Source organism: Pseudomonas sp. 3296, from assembly GCF_031456615.1.
Lineage (GTDB): Bacteria > Pseudomonadota > Gammaproteobacteria > Pseudomonadales > Pseudomonadaceae > Aquipseudomonas > Aquipseudomonas mucoides.
Window position 1 is genome coordinate 779925 of the sequence record NZ_JAVDUY010000001.1, and the last position, 16276, is coordinate 796200.

Here is a 16276-nt window from a genome sequence, read left to right on the forward strand (position 1 = left end):
CCTGGAATGCAGCATGAACACTCCGCTCGTGATTCGCCCCCGCGCCGAAGATGTTGAAGGCCAGCCGATTTTTCGCCCGTTGCCGTCTGCCAAATGCCGCAGCGTCGGGCCTTTTGTGTTCTTCGACCACATGCTGAAAACCCGCTATCCGGCGGGCAAAGGCATGAACATCCGTCAGCATCCGCACATCGGCCTGTCGACCCTCACCTATCTGTTTGAAGGGCAAATCCAGCACAAGGACAGCCTCGGTTCCGATCAGGTGGTCAATGCCGGCGATGTCAGCTGGATGACCGCCGGCAGCGCGATTGCCCATGTCGAGCGCACACCCGAAGCGTTGAAAGACAGTGGCTTTACGATGCACGGCTTGCAGATCTGGCTGGCCTCGCCCAAGGAACATGAACAGGGTCCGGGGCACTACAGCCATCATCCGGCGAGCACCTTGCCGGTCAGCGATAACCTTGGCGTGAAGATCCGCATGATTGCCGGGTCAGGCTTTTGCCTGGAATCGCCGGTGCCGGTGCTTTCTCCTACGTTGTACGCGGAATTAAACCTGCAGACGGCGACCACGCTGCTGATTCCCACCGAGCATGAAGAGCGCGCGTTGTATGTCCTGAGCGGTGAAGCGCAGCTGGATGGCGAGGCGCTGGAACCGAATGCGCTGGTGGTGTTGCCAGCGGGGGAAGAGATGATGCTGTTTGCCGAGAGCGACTGTCACGCCGTGTTGTTTGGCGGCGCGCCACTGGACGGGCCACGGCGGATCAACTGGAATTTTGTCGCGAGTGATCCGGCGGTTATCGATGAGGCGCGGCGGCGCTGGGCGGCCGGGGATTGGCCGACGGTGCCGGGGGAAAGTGAGCGGATCGAACTGCCTTCAATGCCTCGGTGATCGATGCACTGCCTTCGCGAGCAGGCTCGCTTTCACATTGGAACGCATTTCCCTGTGCGAGCCTGCTCGCGAAGAGTCCTGCACTAACAACGAGATGTTCAGTGCAGAAAGCAGTAATCAGCCTTTAAACACTTCATCCAGCAAATTGTGCATCGACGTAAACGCCCGCGCCGCTATCTTCGCGTCATACATCATCATGCCTGGGACATTGGCATGCGGATCGGTAAAGGAATGCACCGCCCCGCCGTAGCTCAGCAATTGCCAATCCACGCCCGCCGCATTCATTTCCGCTTCGAAGGCCGGCAGTTGCTCTTCAGGCACCAGCGGATCGGCCGCGCCGTGCAGCACCAACACCGAGCCCTTGATGTTTTTCGCATCCGCCGGGTCAGGTGAATCAAGTGTGCCGTGGAACGAGACTGCCGCTTTCAATGGTGCACCCGTGCGGGCCAGGTCCAGCGCGCAGCAACCACCAAAACAGAAACCGAATGCCGCCAGTTTCGAGGTATCGACCTCTGCTTCAGCTTGGCTTTGCAGCTGCTCGAACGCTACTTGCAGGCGTTTGCGCAACAACGCACGGTCATGTTTCAACGGCATCATTGCAGCACCCGCCTCATCGCCATTCTGCGGACGAACCGATTGACCGTACACGTCCGCAACCAGCACCACATAGCCCTTGGATGCCACGGACTTGGCAATCACTTCGGCGCCGGCGCTGACCCCCATCCAGTTCGGCGCCATCAGCAAGCCCGGACGCGGGCCTTGGTGGTCAGCATCGAACGCCAGGCGGCCTTCATAGGGCTGACCATCAATCTGATAAACGACAGAACGAACAGTAATTTGGTTCATGACTCACTCCTGCTTAAAGACACCAGAATGAAAAAAACCCGCCGAAGCGGGTTTTTTTTACAACGCAGTTAAACCGACAGTTCAACCAGCAGCTTATTCAGACGGCGCACATACGCGGCCGGGTCCTTCAAGCTGTCACCGGCAGCCAGTGCCGCCTGATCGAAGAGAATGTGCGACAGGTCGCCGAAACGCTCCTCGCTCTGCTCGTTGTCGAGCTTCTCGATCAGCGGGTGAGCCGGGTTGAATTCGAAGATCGGCTTCGAATCCGGAACCTTCTGACCGCTGGCTTCGAGGATCTGACGCATCTGCAGGCCCAGGTCCTGCTCGCCGATCGCCAGGATCGCCGGGGAATCGGTCAGACGGTGGGAAACCCGCACTTCAGCAACGGAGTCGCCCAGTGCAGTTTTCAGACGCTCAACCAGACCTTCTTTGGACTTGGCGACTTCTTCCGCAGCTTTCTTGTCCTCTTCCGAGTCCAGATTGCCCAGGTCCAGGTCACCGCGTGCCACGTCGACAAAGCTCTTGCCGTCGAAGTCGTTGAGGTAGCTCATCAGCCACTCGTCGATACGATCAGTCAGCAGCAGCACTTCGATGCCTTTCTTGCGGAAGACTTCCAGGTGCGGGCTGTTCTTGACTTGCGCGTAGGTTTCGCCGGTCAGGTAGTAGATCTTGTCCTGACCTTCCTTGGCACGAGCCAGGTATTCGGCCAGGCCAACCACTTGCTCGCCTTCCTCACCGTTGGTCGATGCGAAACGCAGCAGGCCAGCGATTTTCTCTTTGTTGGCGAAGTCTTCTGCCGGGCCTTCTTTCATGACCTGACCGAAGTTCTTCCAGAAGCTCTTGTATTGCTCAGGCTCGTTCTTCGCCAGTTTTTCCAGCATGTCCAGAACGCGCTTGGTCAGCGCCGACTTCATCGAATCGATGATCGGATCTTTCTGCAGGATTTCCCGCGACACGTTCAGCGACAGGTCGTTGGAATCGACCACGCCTTTGATGAAGCGCAGGTACAGCGGCAGGAACGACTCGGCCTGATCCATCACGAACACGCGCTGCACGTACAGTTTCAGGCCTTTCGGCGCTTCACGCTGGTACAGGTCGAATGGAGCACGGGCCGGCACGTACAGCAGCGAGCTGTATTCAAGCTTGCCTTCGACCTTGTTGTGGCTCCAGCTCAGCGGGTTCTCGAAGTCATGAGCGACGTGTTTGTAGAACTCCTGGTATTCCTCGTCCTTGATCTCGGTACGCGGACGGGTCCACAGGGCACTGGCACGGTTGACGGTTTCCCATTCAACGGCCGGTTGCTCTTCGCCTTCAACAGCTGCCACTTCTTTGGGCAACTCGATCGGCAGAGCGATATGGTCGGAGTACTTCTTGATGATGTTGCGCAGACGCCAGCCATCGGCGAATTCGTCTTCACCGGCTTTCAGGTGCAGGACGATGCGAGTGCCGCGCTCGGCTTTATCAACGGTGGCAACTTCAAAATCGCCTTCACCCTTGGACGACCAGTGCACGCCTTCGCTGGCAGCAGCACCAGCACGACGGCTGAACACGTCGACTTTATCGGCGACGATGAATGCAGAATAGAAACCCACACCGAATTGACCGATCAGGTGCGAGTCTTTTTTCTGATCGCCGGAGAGATGTTTCATGAAATCGGCAGTGCCGGATTTGGCGATGGTCCCCAGGTGGGTGATCGCATCTTCACGGCTCATGCCGATGCCGTTGTCTTCGAGGGTGACGGTTTTGGCGTCCTTGTCGAAGCTCACACGGATTTTCAGTTCGGCGCCACCTTCCAGCAACTCAGGCTTGGACAGGGCTTCGAAACGTAATTTGTCGACAGCGTCAGAGGCGTTCGAGATCAATTCGCGAAGGAAAATTTCCTTGTTGGAATAAAGCGAATGGATCATGAGGTGCAGCAATTGCTTCACCTCGGTCTGGAAGCCCAGGGTTTCCTTTTGAGTTTCCACACTCATGGTCATCAAACTCCAATCAGATGGCTAAACCGCGACCTTGAGGGTCGGCGGCGGGATGTCATCAAAGTTGGGGGCTGTGTTCAGGATTTCAAGGGCTCTTCGATTTTGAAATGGGCGCGAGCCGTCGCAATGGGCTCGGCTTCGGTGCTTTGCCAGGCGGTAACGGCCACGTTGGCGACCCGGCGCCCCTGGCGGCACACCTGACATTTGGCCCAGGTATCGCGAAACTGCCCGGCGCGCAGGTAGTCCAGGGAGAAGTCGATGATTTTCGGCACGCCCGGTGAACCGGTGAAGATCAGCAGGTGCAGCGCCGCCGAGAGCTCCATGAACCCGGCGATCACACCGCCATGAATTGCCGGCAGTAAAGGGTTACCAATGTTGTCCTTGTTGGCTGGCAGGCGAAACAGCAGATCATCCCCCACCCGCGAACATTCGACGCCGATCAGTTTGGCGTAGGGAATCAGGTGCAACAGCGAGGCGTAATCGCCCTTCTCGTGAGCCTGCTGCAGTTGTTCCTTGAAAGAATCAGTCATTGCGCACCTCCGCCGATGACGCCGCCAAAGCCTTTGGTGCCTTTGATGGCTTTGCCCATGCGCATGAACGTGCCGACGACGTGGGCGATGGGGTGCTCGGGATCGTCCTGATAGGCAAAACCACGGGCGAAAATCACATCAGTGGTCACTCGATAGCATTGGGCGAAGCCATAGACGTCCTTATGCGGCTCGGCGGCGTGCATGTAATCGATGCGCAAATCAAGGGTCGGGCAAACCTCGAATTCGGGCAGCACGCACAGGGTCGACATGCCGCACGCGGTATCCATGAGCGATGTCAGCGCACCGCCATGAATGACGCCGGTTTGCGGGTCGCCGACGATTTGCGGGCTGTAGGGCAAGATGACCGTTAGTCCGTCATTACTGGCGCTGTGAACTCGCAGCCCGAGGACCTGACAATGACGCAACGCCGACATGAATCGCGTCGCACGCTCAAAAACGGGGTTTTCGGCCATTTTAAAAAACTCTTCTTAGTGCTCGATCAAAGTAGCTCGCCTGCGGGCAAAAGTTCCACTGCATCACAAACTTATATATCTGAACGAATTGAGGAACTTAACGCTGTGGGCTGTGCTCGAAAGGCCAGTAGTTATATCCATAAGGAGAAACACCCCATGCGTAAGACTTTAGCTATTGCCTTGATGTTGACCGCTTCCCTCGGTCTCGCTGCTTGCGATAAAAAATCCGAGGACAAAGCTCAAGATGCGACTAAACATGCTGAGCAAGCTCAGCAAGACATGAACAAAGCTCAGGATAAAGTGAACGACGCTGCGAAAGAAAACGCCGAAGCTGCCAAAGCTCAGGCTGAATCGAACGAAGCCGCCGCAAAAGAAGCACCTAAGAACTAAATCAGTTTTTAGCGTGATAAAGAAAACCCGCCAAGTGCGGGTTTTCTTTTGCCTGCGATTCGCACCGCTAGAGCAAAACGGTTCTAAAAGTCGGACTAATCATCAATAACAATGAACAGACGAAACCGACAACCCAGACGAGACTGCGCTGCCAGGGCAAATCGCCCCAGTAACACAGCAAGTAAATAACCCGTGTGATCACAAAGATGATCGCCAGCAGGTCGATCAGCCACCCCGCCGTTTGCGTGGTGTGCGCCATCAACACCCCCACGGCAAACAATATAAAGGCCTCGAAACAGTTCTGATGCGCGGCCACGGCACGGGCGCCGAAACCAGTGAGGTGCGCCTGTTGCTCGCGCGGGGCGTGGTTGTTGTAACCGCCCTGCTCTTTCATCGCCTTCGCCACCGGGATGCGGGCCACGTAAATCAGTAATGCGCTGATAAACACACACCAGAACGGAATACTCATCAAACAGCCTCTCTGTTCGCCTCGGGCAAGGGTGCCTCTGTAGGGGTATAGACCATCACGTCGAGAACGTCGGAATGAAACTCCCGGCGATACAACACCAGCACTACGCCGGCACTCATCAGCATGAACAGCCACGGGCTGACAAACCAGGCCAGCATGGTCATGCCGAAATAATAGGAACGCAGGCCGAAGTTGAACTGGTTGGCCGCCATCGAGATGACCCGAGCCGCACGAGCCGCAAAGGCTTTGCGTTCCTGTTCGGACACGTGGCGCTCACCCACCATCGGCGCGGAGCCCACCAGAATCGCCGCGAAGTTGTACTGGCGCATGCACCAGCTGAACGTGAAGAACGCATAGACAAACACCAGCGCCAGGCACAGCAACTTGATCTCGGACATGCCCTGGGACGCCTGTTGCACCATCGGAATATCTGCCAGCAACGACACCGCCCTTTCGGAAGCGCCGAGCACGGTGAGGATGCCAGCCAGGATGATCAAGGTGCTGGAAGCGAAAAACGAGGCGTTGCGCTCCAGGTTGCCGATCACACTGGCGTCAGCGATGCGGTTATCGCGCAGCAGCATGCGGCGCATCCAGTCTTCGCGGTACAGGTGCAACACGCTGGCCAGGCACGCTGTGTCGCGCCCCTTCCATGAGGCGTACCGGGTATAACCGCCCCAGCAGATGACAAACCAGAGCGCGGCGAGGATGTGGATCAGGTTGGCGTGGATGAACGACATGCAGGTCCTTGTGAGACGTTGATTAAACCCGTAGGAGCAAGGCTCGCCCGCGATGGCGTCTTGGAGATCGTCATCGCGGGCAAGCCTTGCTCCTACAAGTTAGATGTTCGACGTTAGCTTAAGGAAAAAGACACTGCACCCCCTCCAAAAAAAATGCCCCGTATCGATTGATACGGGGCATTTCCATGTGTGCTTGAGGCCCGCTTGTGGCGAGCCATGAAGCGGCTTAAGCCAGCGCTTCTTCGCGCTTGCCCAGCAGACGATCGCAAACCACCGCGACCACCAGGGTCATGACCGAAGGCACCAGCCACGCCAGGCCCTGCTCGCTCAGCGGCAGGTGCGACAACTGAGTCGGCATCCAGTCCGCCAGACCTGCGCCCTTGAGCGCGTCGATCAGGCCGAAGATGAACGACACCAGCATCACTGGACCGACAATGCGGCCCTGCTCATGCCAGAAGTCCTTGCAAAAGCTCAGGGCTACCAGGGCAATGCAGGGCGGGTAAATCGCGGTCAGTACCGGGATCGAGAACGCAATCAGCTTGGTCAGGCCCAGGTTGGACACAAACAAGGAGAAAACCGCCAGGATGATCACCAAGGTCTTGTAGGACAGTGGCAGCACGCGGCTGAAGTACTCGGCGCAGGCGCAGGTCAGGCCGACCGCCGTCACCAGGCAGGCCAGCGAGATCAATACCGCAAGGAAACCGCTGCCCAACGAACCGAAGGTGTGTTGAACGTAGGCGTGCAATACCGCCGCACCGTTGGTTGCACCGGCGGCCACTTCATGGCTGCCCGAACCGAGACGGAACAGGCTGACGTAAACCAGCGCAAGGCCTACGCCGGCAATCAGCCCGGCGATGATCGCGTAGCGGGTGATGAGCACCGGCGATTCCACGCCTCGGGAGCGGATCGCGTTGACAATGACGATGCCGAACACCAAGGCGCCCAAGGTATCCATGGTCAGGTAACCATTAATGAAACCTTGGGAAAACGGTGCTGCTATGTATTCAGGCGTGGCCTGGCCAATATCACCGGCCGGCAACGCGAACGCGGCGATGCCGAGCGCGGCCAGGGCGATGATCTTCATCGGTGCGAGGAAACGCCCTACGGTATCCAGCAAACGGCCCGGATACAGCGAGATGAAGAACACCAGCAGGAAGTACACCGAACTGTAGAGGAACAGCGCCAATGGGCTCTCGCCGGTCAACGGCGCCAGGCCTACTTCGAACGATACGGTCGCGGTGCGCGGGGTGGCGAACAGCGGGCCGACAGCGAGGTAGCACGCGGCAGCCAGCAGGCCCCCGGCGATTTTACCGATCGGGCTGCTCAGGGCATCCATCGCACCACCGACTTTCGCCAGCGCGACAACCGTGATCACCGGCAAACCGACCGCGGTGATCAAAAAGCCCAGCGCCGCCATCCAGACATTAGGCCCGGACTGCAAACCGACAATAGGCGGGAAGATGATGTTGCCAGCCCCGACAAACAGGGCAAACGTCATAAAACCAAGTGCCAGGATGTCCTGGCCTTTCAACACTTTCATTAAGGAAATACCACACTACTGAATCGGAATTTAGAGAGGGATTTCCCTGTGGGGTGAGGGAAATGCTGTCGGTCCGTATGAGACTGACCCTTTAGCGCGTAGCAACCTTGTGGGTCGCGCACGCAAAAATGGCGGCTAGCCTAACGAATTTGACTTGAAAGCGCACTGTTAGAGGGCGAACTATCCGATACGCGACGTTTCTGTGTCGCGTTTACATATCTAATTTACCTAAGCAGAGCCCGCTCGCCACAAAAGCCCCGGAAACGACAAAGGCCACCCGAAGGTGGCCTTTGTTTGGTGAAGCGTGAATTAAGCGCGAGGCTTACTTCATCGCCCAACCGGTCAGCTCGGACAAAGCCTTGCCGATGTCTGCCAGCGAACGCACGGTTTTAACGCCTGCGTCTTCCAGGGCAGCAAACTTCTCGTCTGCAGTGCCCTTGCCGCCAGAGATGATTGCGCCAGCATGGCCCATGCGCTTGCCTGCAGGGGCAGTCACACCAGCGATGTAGGAAACAACCGGCTTGGTCACGTGTGCCTTGATGTAGGCAGCCGCTTCTTCTTCGGCCGAACCGCCGATCTCACCGATCATCACGATCGCTTCGGTCTTCGGGTCTTCCTGGAACAGCTTCAGGATGTCGATGAAGTTCGAACCCGGGATCGGGTCACCGCCGATGCCGACGCAAGTCGACTGACCGAAACCGGCGTCAGTAGTCTGCTTAACAGCTTCGTAGGTCAGGGTGCCGGAACGGGAAACGATACCGACCTTGCCTGGCAAGTGAATGTGACCTGGCATGATGCCGATCTTGCATTCGCCTGGAGTGATCACGCCTGGGCAGTTAGGGCCGATCAGGACTACACCCAGCTCGTCGCACTTAACTTTAGCGTCCAGCATGTCCAGGGTAGGAATGCCTTCAGTGATGCAAACGATCAGCTTGATGCCGCCGAAGGCTGCTTCCAGGATCGAGTCCTTGCAGAAAGGAGCCGGAACGTAGATCACGCTGGCGGTGGCGCCAGTGGCAGCTACAGCGTCTTTAACGGTGTTGAACACTGGCAGACCCAGGTGCTCGGTGCCGCCTTTGCCCGGAGTTACGCCGCCAACCATCTTGGTGCCGTATTCCAGAGCTTGCTGGGTGTGGAAACTACCTTGCGAACCGGTAATACCCTGGCAGATAACTTTGGTGTCTTTATTGATCAGGACGCTCATTATTTGCCCTCCGCAGCTTTAACGACTTGTTGAGCAGCGTCGGTCAGGCTGGTAGCAGCGATGATGTTCAAACCGCTTTCTGCCAGTACTTTAGCGCCCAGCTCAGCGTTGTTGCCTTCAAGGCGAACAACAACCGGGATTTTCACGCCGACTTCTTTCACTGCGCCGATGATGCCTTCGGCAATCATGTCGCAACGAACGATGCCGCCGAAGATGTTGACCAATACTGCAGCGACGTTAGTGTCGGACAGGATGATCTTGAACGCTTCGGTAACGCGTTCTTTGGTAGCACCGCCGCCCACGTCGAGGAAGTTGGCTGGTTTGCCGCCATGCAGGTTGACGATGTCCATGGTACCCATGGCCAGGCCAGCACCGTTGACCATGCAACCAATGTTGCCTTCCAGTGCTACGTAGTTCAGTTCGAACTTGGCAGCATGCGCTTCGCGCGGATCGTCTTGCGACGGATCGTGGAAAGTCTTCAGCTTAGGCTGACGGTACATGGCGTTGGCGTCGATGTTGATCTTGGCGTCGAGGCAATGCAGATCGCCGTCAGCCTTGATCACCAGCGGGTTCACTTCCAGCAGAGCCAGGTCGTGATCCTTGAACAGCTTGGCCAGACCTACGAAGATCTTGGCGAACTGAGCAACTTGCTTGCCTTCCAGACCCAACTGGAATGCCAGCTCGCGACCCTGGAATGGCTGAGCGCCAACCAGTGGATCGATAGTGGCTTTCAGAATTTTTTCTGGAGTGTCGTGAGCGATTTTTTCGATGTCCACGCCACCTTCGGTGGAAGCCATGAACACGATACGACGGCTCGAACGGTCAACGACAGCGCCCAGGTACAGCTCTTTAGCGATATCAGTGCACGATTCAACCAGGATCTTGGTGACTGGCTGACCATTGGCGTCAGTCTGGTAAGTCACCAGACGCTTGCCCAGCCACTGCTGTGCGAATGCCTTAGCGTCTTCTTTGCTGCGAACCAGCTTAACGCCGCCCGCTTTACCGCGACCACCAGCGTGGACCTGGGCTTTGACAACCCACTCGGTGCCGCCGATTTTGTCGCAAGCTTCTGCTGCTGCTTCCGGGGTGTCTACTGCGTAACCGGTGGAAACTGGCAGGCCGTATTCAGCGAACAGCTGCTTACCCTGATACTCGTGAAGATTCATGCTTATTACCGTCTTCGTTAGGTACTGCGCATTCGGTGCTGCACTTGTTCAAGTGCCGCACCACCTGTGACTGCTGCTTGCGTAGCCTTCCGGACAACCGGTGCAGCTACGCAAGACTGCGTCCAGCGGATATTCCGCGGTGAGTCTTGCATGCAAGGCTCACGACGGGCCATACCGCCGTGGTTTCTTATTGTCTTAACGCTTCTTGCGGTTGGCGATGTGAATGGCGCCGCCATTCACTGCCAGAGCAGCTTCGTGCAAGGCTTCAGACAGGGTCGGATGGGAGAAAACCATCATGCCCAGGTCTTCAGCGCTGGTACCGAATTCCATACCGATCGCGCCCTGCTGAACCAGTTCTGCAGCGCTCGGGCCAATCACGTGGACGCCCAATACGCGGTCAGTCTTGGCATCGGCGATGACTTTGACGAAACCACCGGTATCGTTGGCGGCCATGGCACGGCCAGAGGCTGCGAACGGGAAGGTGCCGACGTTAACTTCTACGCCTTCAGCTTTCAAGGCCTGCTCGGTTTTACCGACCCACGCGATTTCCGGGTGAGTATAAATAACCGAAGGGATCAGGTCATAGTTCATCTGGGCTTTATGGCCCTTGATGCGCTCGACAACCATGATGCCCTCTTCCGAGGCTTTGTGAGCCAGCATCATGCCGCGAACCACGTCACCGATGGCGTAAACGCCCGGTACGGTGGTGGCGCAGTGATCGTCAACGTGCACGAAACCGCGCTCGTCCAGAGTCACGCCGCAATCGGCAGCCAGCAGATCAGTGGTCACCGGACGGCGACCAACGGCTACGATCAGCTTGTCGAAAGTGATGTTCTGTTCACCGTTGGCATCGGTGTAGTTCACAACGACTTCGTCGCCGTTCACTTTGGAACCGGTCACGCGAGCGCCCAGCTTGATGTCCAGACCCTGTTTGGTCAGGGTTTTCAGCGCTTCCTTGGAAACGGCAGCGTCGGCGGCCATCAGGAAGGTGTCCAGCGCTTCAAGAACGGTCACTTCTGCGCCCAGACGGGACCAGACCGAACCCAGTTCCAGACCGATCACGCCAGCGCCAATCACGCCCAGACGCTTAGGTACAGACTGGAATTCCAGCGCGCCAGTCGAATCGACGATCACATTCTGGTCAACCGGAGCGGGTGGAATGTCGATCGGACGCGAACCTGGAGCCAGAATCACGTTCTCGGCTTCAATGATTTCTACCGAACCATCAGGCTTGGTGACTTCGACTTTCTTGCCGGCCAGCAGTTTGCCATGGCCCTGGATCGAGGTCACGCCGTTAGCCTTGAACAGGGTGGCAACACCCGAAGTCAGGCCTTTGACGATGTTGGCTTTACGGCCGACCATTGCTGGCACGTCCATGGTCACGCCAGCGTGGTTGATACCGTGGATCGCGAAGCCGTCTTGGGCTTCGTGGAACTTCCAGGAGCTGTCCAGCAGCGCCTTGGATGGAATGCAGCCGACGTTCAGGCAAGTACCGCCGAGGGCCAGCTTGCCCTCTTTGTCGGTGTACTTCTCGATGCAGGCGGTGGTGAGACCCAGCTGAGCTGCTTTGATGGCAGCTACGTAGCCGCCAGGGCCCGCGCCGATCACTACTACGTCAAATTTCTGCGACATTCAAAAAATCCTCTTTTTTGCAAGCTTGAAGCCGCAAGCCTCAAGTCAGACTGCCCTTTCGTGCAGACTGGAGCTTGAAACCTGCGGCCGCTTCTATCAGATATCCAGCAACAAACGAGCCGGGTCTTCCAGCAGGTTCTTGATGGTAACCAGGAAGGTCACAGCTTCTTTGCCATCGATCAGACGGTGATCGTAGGACAGAGCCAGGTACATCATCGGACGGATAACGACCTGACCGTTGATCGCCATCGGACGCTGCAGAATGTTGTGCATGCCCAGGATAGCCGCTTGCGGCGGGTTGACGATCGGGGTCGACATCATCGAACCGAAGGTACCACCGTTGGTGATGGTGAACGTGCCGCCGGTCATTTCGTCCATCGACAGTTTGCCGTCACGGGCTTTCTTACCGAAGGTAGCGATGCCGCCTTCGATTTCAGCCAGGCTCATCAGTTCGGCGTTACGCAGAACCGGTACAACCAGACCACGGTCGCTGGAAACAGCAACACCAACGTCGGCGTAGCCGTGGTAAACGATGTCAGCGCCGTCGATCGAAGCGTTGACAGCCGGGAAGCGTTTCAGCGCTTCGGTGGCCGCTTTCACGAAGAACGACATGAAGCCCAGGCGTACGCCGTTGTGGGACTTCTCGAACAGGTCCTTGTACTTCGAACGCAGGGCCATGACTTCGGTCATGTCGACTTCGTTGAAAGTGGTCAGCATCGCCATGTTCGACTGAGCTTCTACCAGACGCTTGGCCACGGTAGCGCGAACGCGGGTCATCGGAACGCGCTTCTCGATGCGGTCGCCAGCGGCGAACACAGGAGCGGCGGCAGCAGGAGCAGCAGCCTTGGCAGGCGCCGCAGCCGGAGCGGCTTTCTTGGCAGCAACCGCTGCAACCACGTCTTCCTTGGTCACACGACCGCCTTTGCCGGTACCGGCAACGGAAGCGATGTTGATGCCGTTTTCTTCAGCCAGCTTGCGAGCAGCCGGTGCAGCAACAGGATCGTCTTCGCCTTCAGCGGCTGGAGCAGCAGCTTGGGCAGCGGCCGGAGCAGCAGCGGCAGCCGGGGCAGCAGCAGCGCCGCCCGCTTCGATGGAGCCCAGGACTTCGTCGGACAGAACGGTGTCGCCTTCGTTCTTGACGATAGCGCCCAGTACGCCGTCAGCAGTCGCCAACACTTCCAGCACAACCTTGTCGGTTTCGATGTCGACGATCAGGTCGTCACGCTTTACAGCGTCACCCGGTTGTTTGTGCCAGGTGGCAACGGTGCCATCGGCAACCGATTCCGGGAAGGTGGGGGCTTTGATTTCGATAGCCATTATCTGTGAGTCCTTAAATTCGGTTTCAGGTGCGCGAAGGCGTTAAACAGTAAAGGCGTCTTGCAGCAGTTTTTCCTGCTGCTCAGCGTGCATCGACGCATAACCACAAGCAGGTGCAGCAGAAGCCTCACGGCCCGCGTACTCGAGTACGAGAGACTTGTTGAGATTGCTGACGCTGCGACGCAAGTGGTGTTGGCTGCAGTACCAGGCACCCTGGTTCATCGGCTCTTCCTGACACCAGACGGCATGTTTGGCGTTGGTGTAAGGAGCCAGGACTTCTTTCAAGTCGTCCTCAGGGAATGGGTACAGCTGCTCGATACGCACGATGGCGATGTCGTCACGACCTTCGGCACGGCGTTTTTCCAGCAGGTCGTAGTAGACCTTGCCGCTACACAGAACAATGCGCTCGACCTTGGACGGGTCCAGGGCGTCGATTTCCGGGATCACGGTCTGGAACGAACCTTCGGCCAGATCTTCCAGGGTCGAAATAGCCAATTTGTGACGCAGCAGCGACTTCGGAGTCAGAACGATCAATGGCTTGCGCAGCGGGCGAATCACCTGACGGCGCAGCAAGTGGTAGATCTGAGCCGGCGTGGTCGGTACGGCTACCTGAATGTTGTGCTCGGCGCACAGCTGCAGGTAACGCTCCAGACGAGCCGACGAGTGCTCCGGCCCCTGACCTTCATAACCGTGCGGCAGCAGCATGGTCAGACCGCAGAGACGGCCCCACTTGTGCTCGCCACTGGTGATGAACTGGTCGATAACCACCTGGGCACCGTTGGCGAAGTCGCCGAATTGCGCTTCCCAGATCACCAGCGCCTCAGGCGTGGTGGTCGAGTAACCGTATTCGAACGCCAGCACGGCTTCTTCGGACAGGAACGAATCGTACAGGTCGAAACGTGGCTGGCCCTTGTACAGGTTTTGCAGCGGGATGTAGGTGCCCGCGTCTTTCTGGTTGTGCAAGACAGCGTGACGGTGCGAGAACGTACCGCGACCGATGTCCTGACCCGTCATGCGAATCGGGTGACCTTCGAACGCCAGGGTCGCGTACGCCATGGTTTCGGCGTAACCCCAGTTGATCGGCAAGCCGCCGGCTTGCATTTTCTGACGGTCTTCGTAGATTTTCGAGACCTGGCGCTGAACCACGAAGCCTTCCGGAATTTCCAGCAGCTTGGCGGACAGTTCCTGCAAGGTTTTCAGATCGAAACGCGTGTCGTGACGCGCGGTCCAGGCGTGGCCCAGATACGGACGCCAGTCCACGAACAACTCTTTGTTCGGCTCTTTGACCAGGCTTTTTACAACATGCAGACCGTTGTCCAGCGCGTTGCGGTATTCGTCGACTTTCGCCTGAACACGCTCAACGTCCAGCACGCCGGCCTGGGTCAGACGATCGGCATACAGCTCACGGGTGGTGCGCTGTTTGGTGATCTGCTGATACATGATTGGCTGGGTGCCACTTGGCTCGTCGGCCTCGTTGTGGCCACGACGACGGTAGCAGACCAGGTCGATCACCACGTCACGCTTGAATTGCATGCGGTAGTCGATGGCCAGCTGGGTCACGAACAATACGGCTTCCGGATCATCACCATTCACATGGAGGATCGGCGCCTGGATCATTTTCGCAACGTCGGTCGCGTACTCGGTGGAGCGCGAATCCAGCGGATTGCTGATGGTGAAACCGACCTGGTTGTTGATCACGATGTGAACAGTACCGCCGGTCTTGAAACCGCGGGTCTGCGACATCTGGAAGGTTTCCATGACCACGCCCTGACCTGCGAATGCAGCGTCACCGTGGATGGAGATCGGCAGAACCTTCTCACCGGTAGGGTCGTTACGACGATCCTGACGGGCGCGAACCGAACCTTCAACCACCGGGGAAACGATTTCCAGGTGGGACGGGTTGAACGCCATGGCCAGGTGAACTTCACCGCCGGCGGTCATCACGTTGGACGAGAAGCCCTGGTGGTATTTAACGTCACCGGAACCCAGCTCGACCTTCTTCTTGCCTTCGAACTCGTCGAACAGCTCCCGCGGGTTCTTGCCGAAGGTGTTGACCAATACGTTCAGACGACCACGGTGGGCCATGCCGATGACGATTTCCTTGGTGCCGTAGGAACCGGAACGCTGGATCAACTCGTCGAGCATTGGAATCAGGCTCTCGCCGCCTTCCAGGCCGAAACGCTTGGTACCCGGGTATTTGGTGCCCAGGTATTTTTCCAGACCTTCGCCGGCGGTGACGCGCTCGAGCAGGTGGCTCTTGATGTCGGCGGAGTAAGTCGGACGGCCGCGTACGCTTTCCAGACGCTGCTGGAACCACTGGCGCTGCTCGGAATCGGTGATATGCGTAAATTCAGCGCCGATGGTGCGGCAATATGTCTGCTGCAACGCTTCGTGAATTTCGCGTAGGCTCGCCTCCTCTTTGCCGATGAACAGGTCGCCGGCACGGTAGGTCGTATCAAGATCGGCATTGGTCAAGCCGTAATGATTGATTGACAGGTCTGCAGGTGCAGGACGCTGCCACAGCCCCAGCGGATCAAGCTGGGCTGCCTGGTGGCCACGCATACGGTAGGCCTGGATCAATCGCAGCACTTCAACTTGCTTCTTCTCGTGCTCACTGCTCACGCTGCCGGCGGAAACCGGTTGTGCGCGGCGCTGGTTCTTTGCCAGCAAGACGAAATGATCGCGAATTGTGGAGTGCGAAACATCGGTGGCAGTGTTGCCGTCAGCCGGCAACTTCTGGAAGTAGGTGCGCCACTCTTCTGGCACAGCGTTAGGGTCGTGCAGGTAGAGCTCGTAGAGCTCTTCCACATAGGCAGCGTTACTACCGGATAGGTAGGCGCTGTTCCACATGCGCTGCATCACGCTTTCTTGCATGCTTGGTCACCCTCGGTTAGGGGAACACCACCGGCGTCGACACCGAGCAAACTTGCAGAAGTCCGAATGCAGCGACCAAAACAAGCCACTTAGGATCACGCTGATAGTCCGGGTACCAGCCCGGATGCCCCTGCTTGTCTCATTTCTTCAAAATAAGAGCCGCAGCTTTATGGGCTGCTGCTCAGGTTAAGACTACGGCGCCGGTTGAAGCCTGCGCCGTAGCATCTTCGGTACAA

14 protein-coding genes are annotated in these 16276 nt (G+C 57.7%); 2 read left to right on the plus strand and 12 right to left on the minus strand.

The genetic code is table 11. The features are described 5' to 3' along the window. Positions 1-13 precede the first annotated feature (13 nt). A complete protein-coding gene (locus tag J2X66_RS03730; protein ID WP_310261022.1) occupies positions 14-886 on the plus strand; it encodes a pirin family protein in 873 nt (290 codons plus the stop codon). Positions 887-1003: 117 nt separating this feature from the next. Here J2X66_RS03730 and J2X66_RS03735 read toward each other — a convergent pair whose 3' ends face one another. From J2X66_RS03735 to J2X66_RS03750, 4 genes are all read right to left on the minus strand, one after another. Then, positions 1004-1732 carry a dienelactone hydrolase family protein gene (locus tag J2X66_RS03735; RefSeq protein ID WP_310261025.1) on the minus strand — a complete coding sequence of 243 codons (729 nt, stop codon included), beginning with the start codon at positions 1730-1732 and terminating at the stop codon, positions 1004-1006. Between the two features lie 68 nt (positions 1733-1800). Next, the gene (gene htpG, locus J2X66_RS03740) at positions 1801-3705 is read right to left on the minus strand and encodes a molecular chaperone HtpG (protein WP_310261028.1); all 1905 of its coding nucleotides are present in this window, start codon (positions 3703-3705) and stop codon (positions 1801-1803) included. An 80-nt stretch (positions 3706-3785) separates the two neighbouring features. After that, entirely contained in the window at positions 3786-4238 is a 453-nt protein-coding gene (locus tag J2X66_RS03745; protein WP_310261031.1) for a PaaI family thioesterase, read from the minus strand. Beyond that, a complete protein-coding gene (locus J2X66_RS03750; protein WP_310261034.1) occupies positions 4235-4711 on the minus strand; it encodes a PaaI family thioesterase in 477 nt (158 codons plus the stop codon). The genes J2X66_RS03745 and J2X66_RS03750 overlap by 4 nt, the downstream gene beginning before the upstream one ends. Before the next feature lie 156 nt (positions 4712-4867). On the opposite strand from J2X66_RS03750, the gene J2X66_RS03755 reads away from it, so the two are divergent. Next, on the plus strand, positions 4868-5101 hold the full coding sequence (locus J2X66_RS03755) for a hypothetical protein (protein ID WP_123434097.1): 234 nt from the start codon (positions 4868-4870) through the stop codon (positions 5099-5101). A gap of 67 nt (positions 5102-5168) precedes the next feature. On the opposite strand, the gene J2X66_RS03760 is transcribed toward J2X66_RS03755, so the two are convergent. From J2X66_RS03760 to J2X66_RS03795, 8 genes are all read right to left on the minus strand, one after another. After that, a complete protein-coding gene (locus J2X66_RS03760; RefSeq protein ID WP_027922421.1) occupies positions 5169-5570 on the minus strand; it encodes an MAPEG family protein in 402 nt (133 codons plus the stop codon). Further along, positions 5570-6307, minus strand: coding sequence for a DUF599 domain-containing protein (locus J2X66_RS03765; RefSeq protein ID WP_027922420.1), 738 nt, complete (start codon positions 6305-6307; stop codon positions 5570-5572). The genes J2X66_RS03760 and J2X66_RS03765 overlap by 1 nt, the downstream gene beginning before the upstream one ends. A 226-nt stretch (positions 6308-6533) precedes the next feature. Beyond that, complete coding sequence (gene brnQ / locus J2X66_RS03770; protein ID WP_310261040.1) at positions 6534-7847, minus strand: branched-chain amino acid transport system II carrier protein; 1314 nt, start codon at positions 7845-7847, stop codon at positions 6534-6536. Positions 7848-8169: 322 nt separating this feature from the next. After that, positions 8170-9051, minus strand: coding sequence for a succinate--CoA ligase subunit alpha (sucD, locus tag J2X66_RS03775; protein WP_027922418.1), 882 nt, complete (start codon positions 9049-9051; stop codon positions 8170-8172). Continuing rightward, complete coding sequence (gene sucC / locus J2X66_RS03780) at positions 9051-10217, minus strand: ADP-forming succinate--CoA ligase subunit beta (RefSeq protein WP_007898980.1); 1167 nt, start codon at positions 10215-10217, stop codon at positions 9051-9053. The genes sucD and sucC overlap by 1 nt, the downstream gene beginning before the upstream one ends. 195 nt (positions 10218-10412) lie before the next feature. Then, positions 10413-11849, minus strand: coding sequence for a dihydrolipoyl dehydrogenase (gene lpdA / locus J2X66_RS03785; RefSeq protein ID WP_310261045.1), 1437 nt, complete (start codon positions 11847-11849; stop codon positions 10413-10415). Between the two features lie 96 nt (positions 11850-11945). Further along, positions 11946-13166 carry a 2-oxoglutarate dehydrogenase complex dihydrolipoyllysine-residue succinyltransferase gene (gene odhB, locus J2X66_RS03790; protein WP_033056077.1) on the minus strand — a complete coding sequence of 407 codons (1221 nt, stop codon included), beginning with the start codon at positions 13164-13166 and terminating at the stop codon, positions 11946-11948. 42 nt (positions 13167-13208) lie between these two features. Next, positions 13209-16040: a 2-oxoglutarate dehydrogenase E1 component gene (locus J2X66_RS03795; protein WP_310261048.1), complete on the minus strand. Its 2832-nt coding sequence runs from the start codon at positions 16038-16040 to the stop codon at positions 13209-13211. Positions 16041-16276 lie beyond the last annotated feature (236 nt).

Bases quoted from the DNA above. Each gene is read 5' to 3' on its own strand.
- J2X66_RS03765 (WP_027922420.1), bottom strand. From the start codon at position 6,307: ATGTCGTTCATCCACGCCAACCTGATCCACATCCTCGCCGCGCTCTGG.
- J2X66_RS03735 (WP_310261025.1), bottom strand. From the start codon at position 1,732: ATGAACCAAATTACTGTTCGTTCTGTCGTTTATCAGATTGATGGTCAG.
- odhB (WP_033056077.1), bottom strand. From the start codon at position 13,166: ATGGCTATCGAAATCAAAGCCCCCACCTTCCCGGAATCGGTTGCCGAT.
- J2X66_RS03755 (WP_123434097.1), top strand. From the start codon at position 4,868: ATGCGTAAGACTTTAGCTATTGCCTTGATGTTGACCGCTTCCCTCGGT.
- J2X66_RS03760 (WP_027922421.1), bottom strand. From the start codon at position 5,570: ATGAGTATTCCGTTCTGGTGTGTGTTTATCAGCGCATTACTGATTTAC.
- lpdA (WP_310261045.1), bottom strand. From the start codon at position 11,849: ATGTCGCAGAAATTTGACGTAGTAGTGATCGGCGCGGGCCCTGGCGGC.
- brnQ (WP_310261040.1), bottom strand. From the start codon at position 7,847: ATGAAAGTGTTGAAAGGCCAGGACATCCTGGCACTTGGTTTTATGACG.
- sucC (WP_007898980.1), bottom strand. From the start codon at position 10,217: ATGAATCTTCACGAGTATCAGGGTAAGCAGCTGTTCGCTGAATACGGC.
- sucD (WP_027922418.1), bottom strand. From the start codon at position 9,051: ATGAGCGTCCTGATCAATAAAGACACCAAAGTTATCTGCCAGGGTATT.
- J2X66_RS03745 (WP_310261031.1), bottom strand. From the start codon at position 4,238: ATGACTGATTCTTTCAAGGAACAACTGCAGCAGGCTCACGAGAAGGGC.
- J2X66_RS03795 (WP_310261048.1), bottom strand. From the start codon at position 16,040: ATGCAAGAAAGCGTGATGCAGCGCATGTGGAACAGCGCCTACCTATCC.
- J2X66_RS03750 (WP_310261034.1), bottom strand. From the start codon at position 4,711: ATGGCCGAAAACCCCGTTTTTGAGCGTGCGACGCGATTCATGTCGGCG.
- J2X66_RS03730 (WP_310261022.1), top strand. From the start codon at position 14: ATGAACACTCCGCTCGTGATTCGCCCCCGCGCCGAAGATGTTGAAGGC.
- htpG (WP_310261028.1), bottom strand. From the start codon at position 3,705: ATGAGTGTGGAAACTCAAAAGGAAACCCTGGGCTTCCAGACCGAGGTG.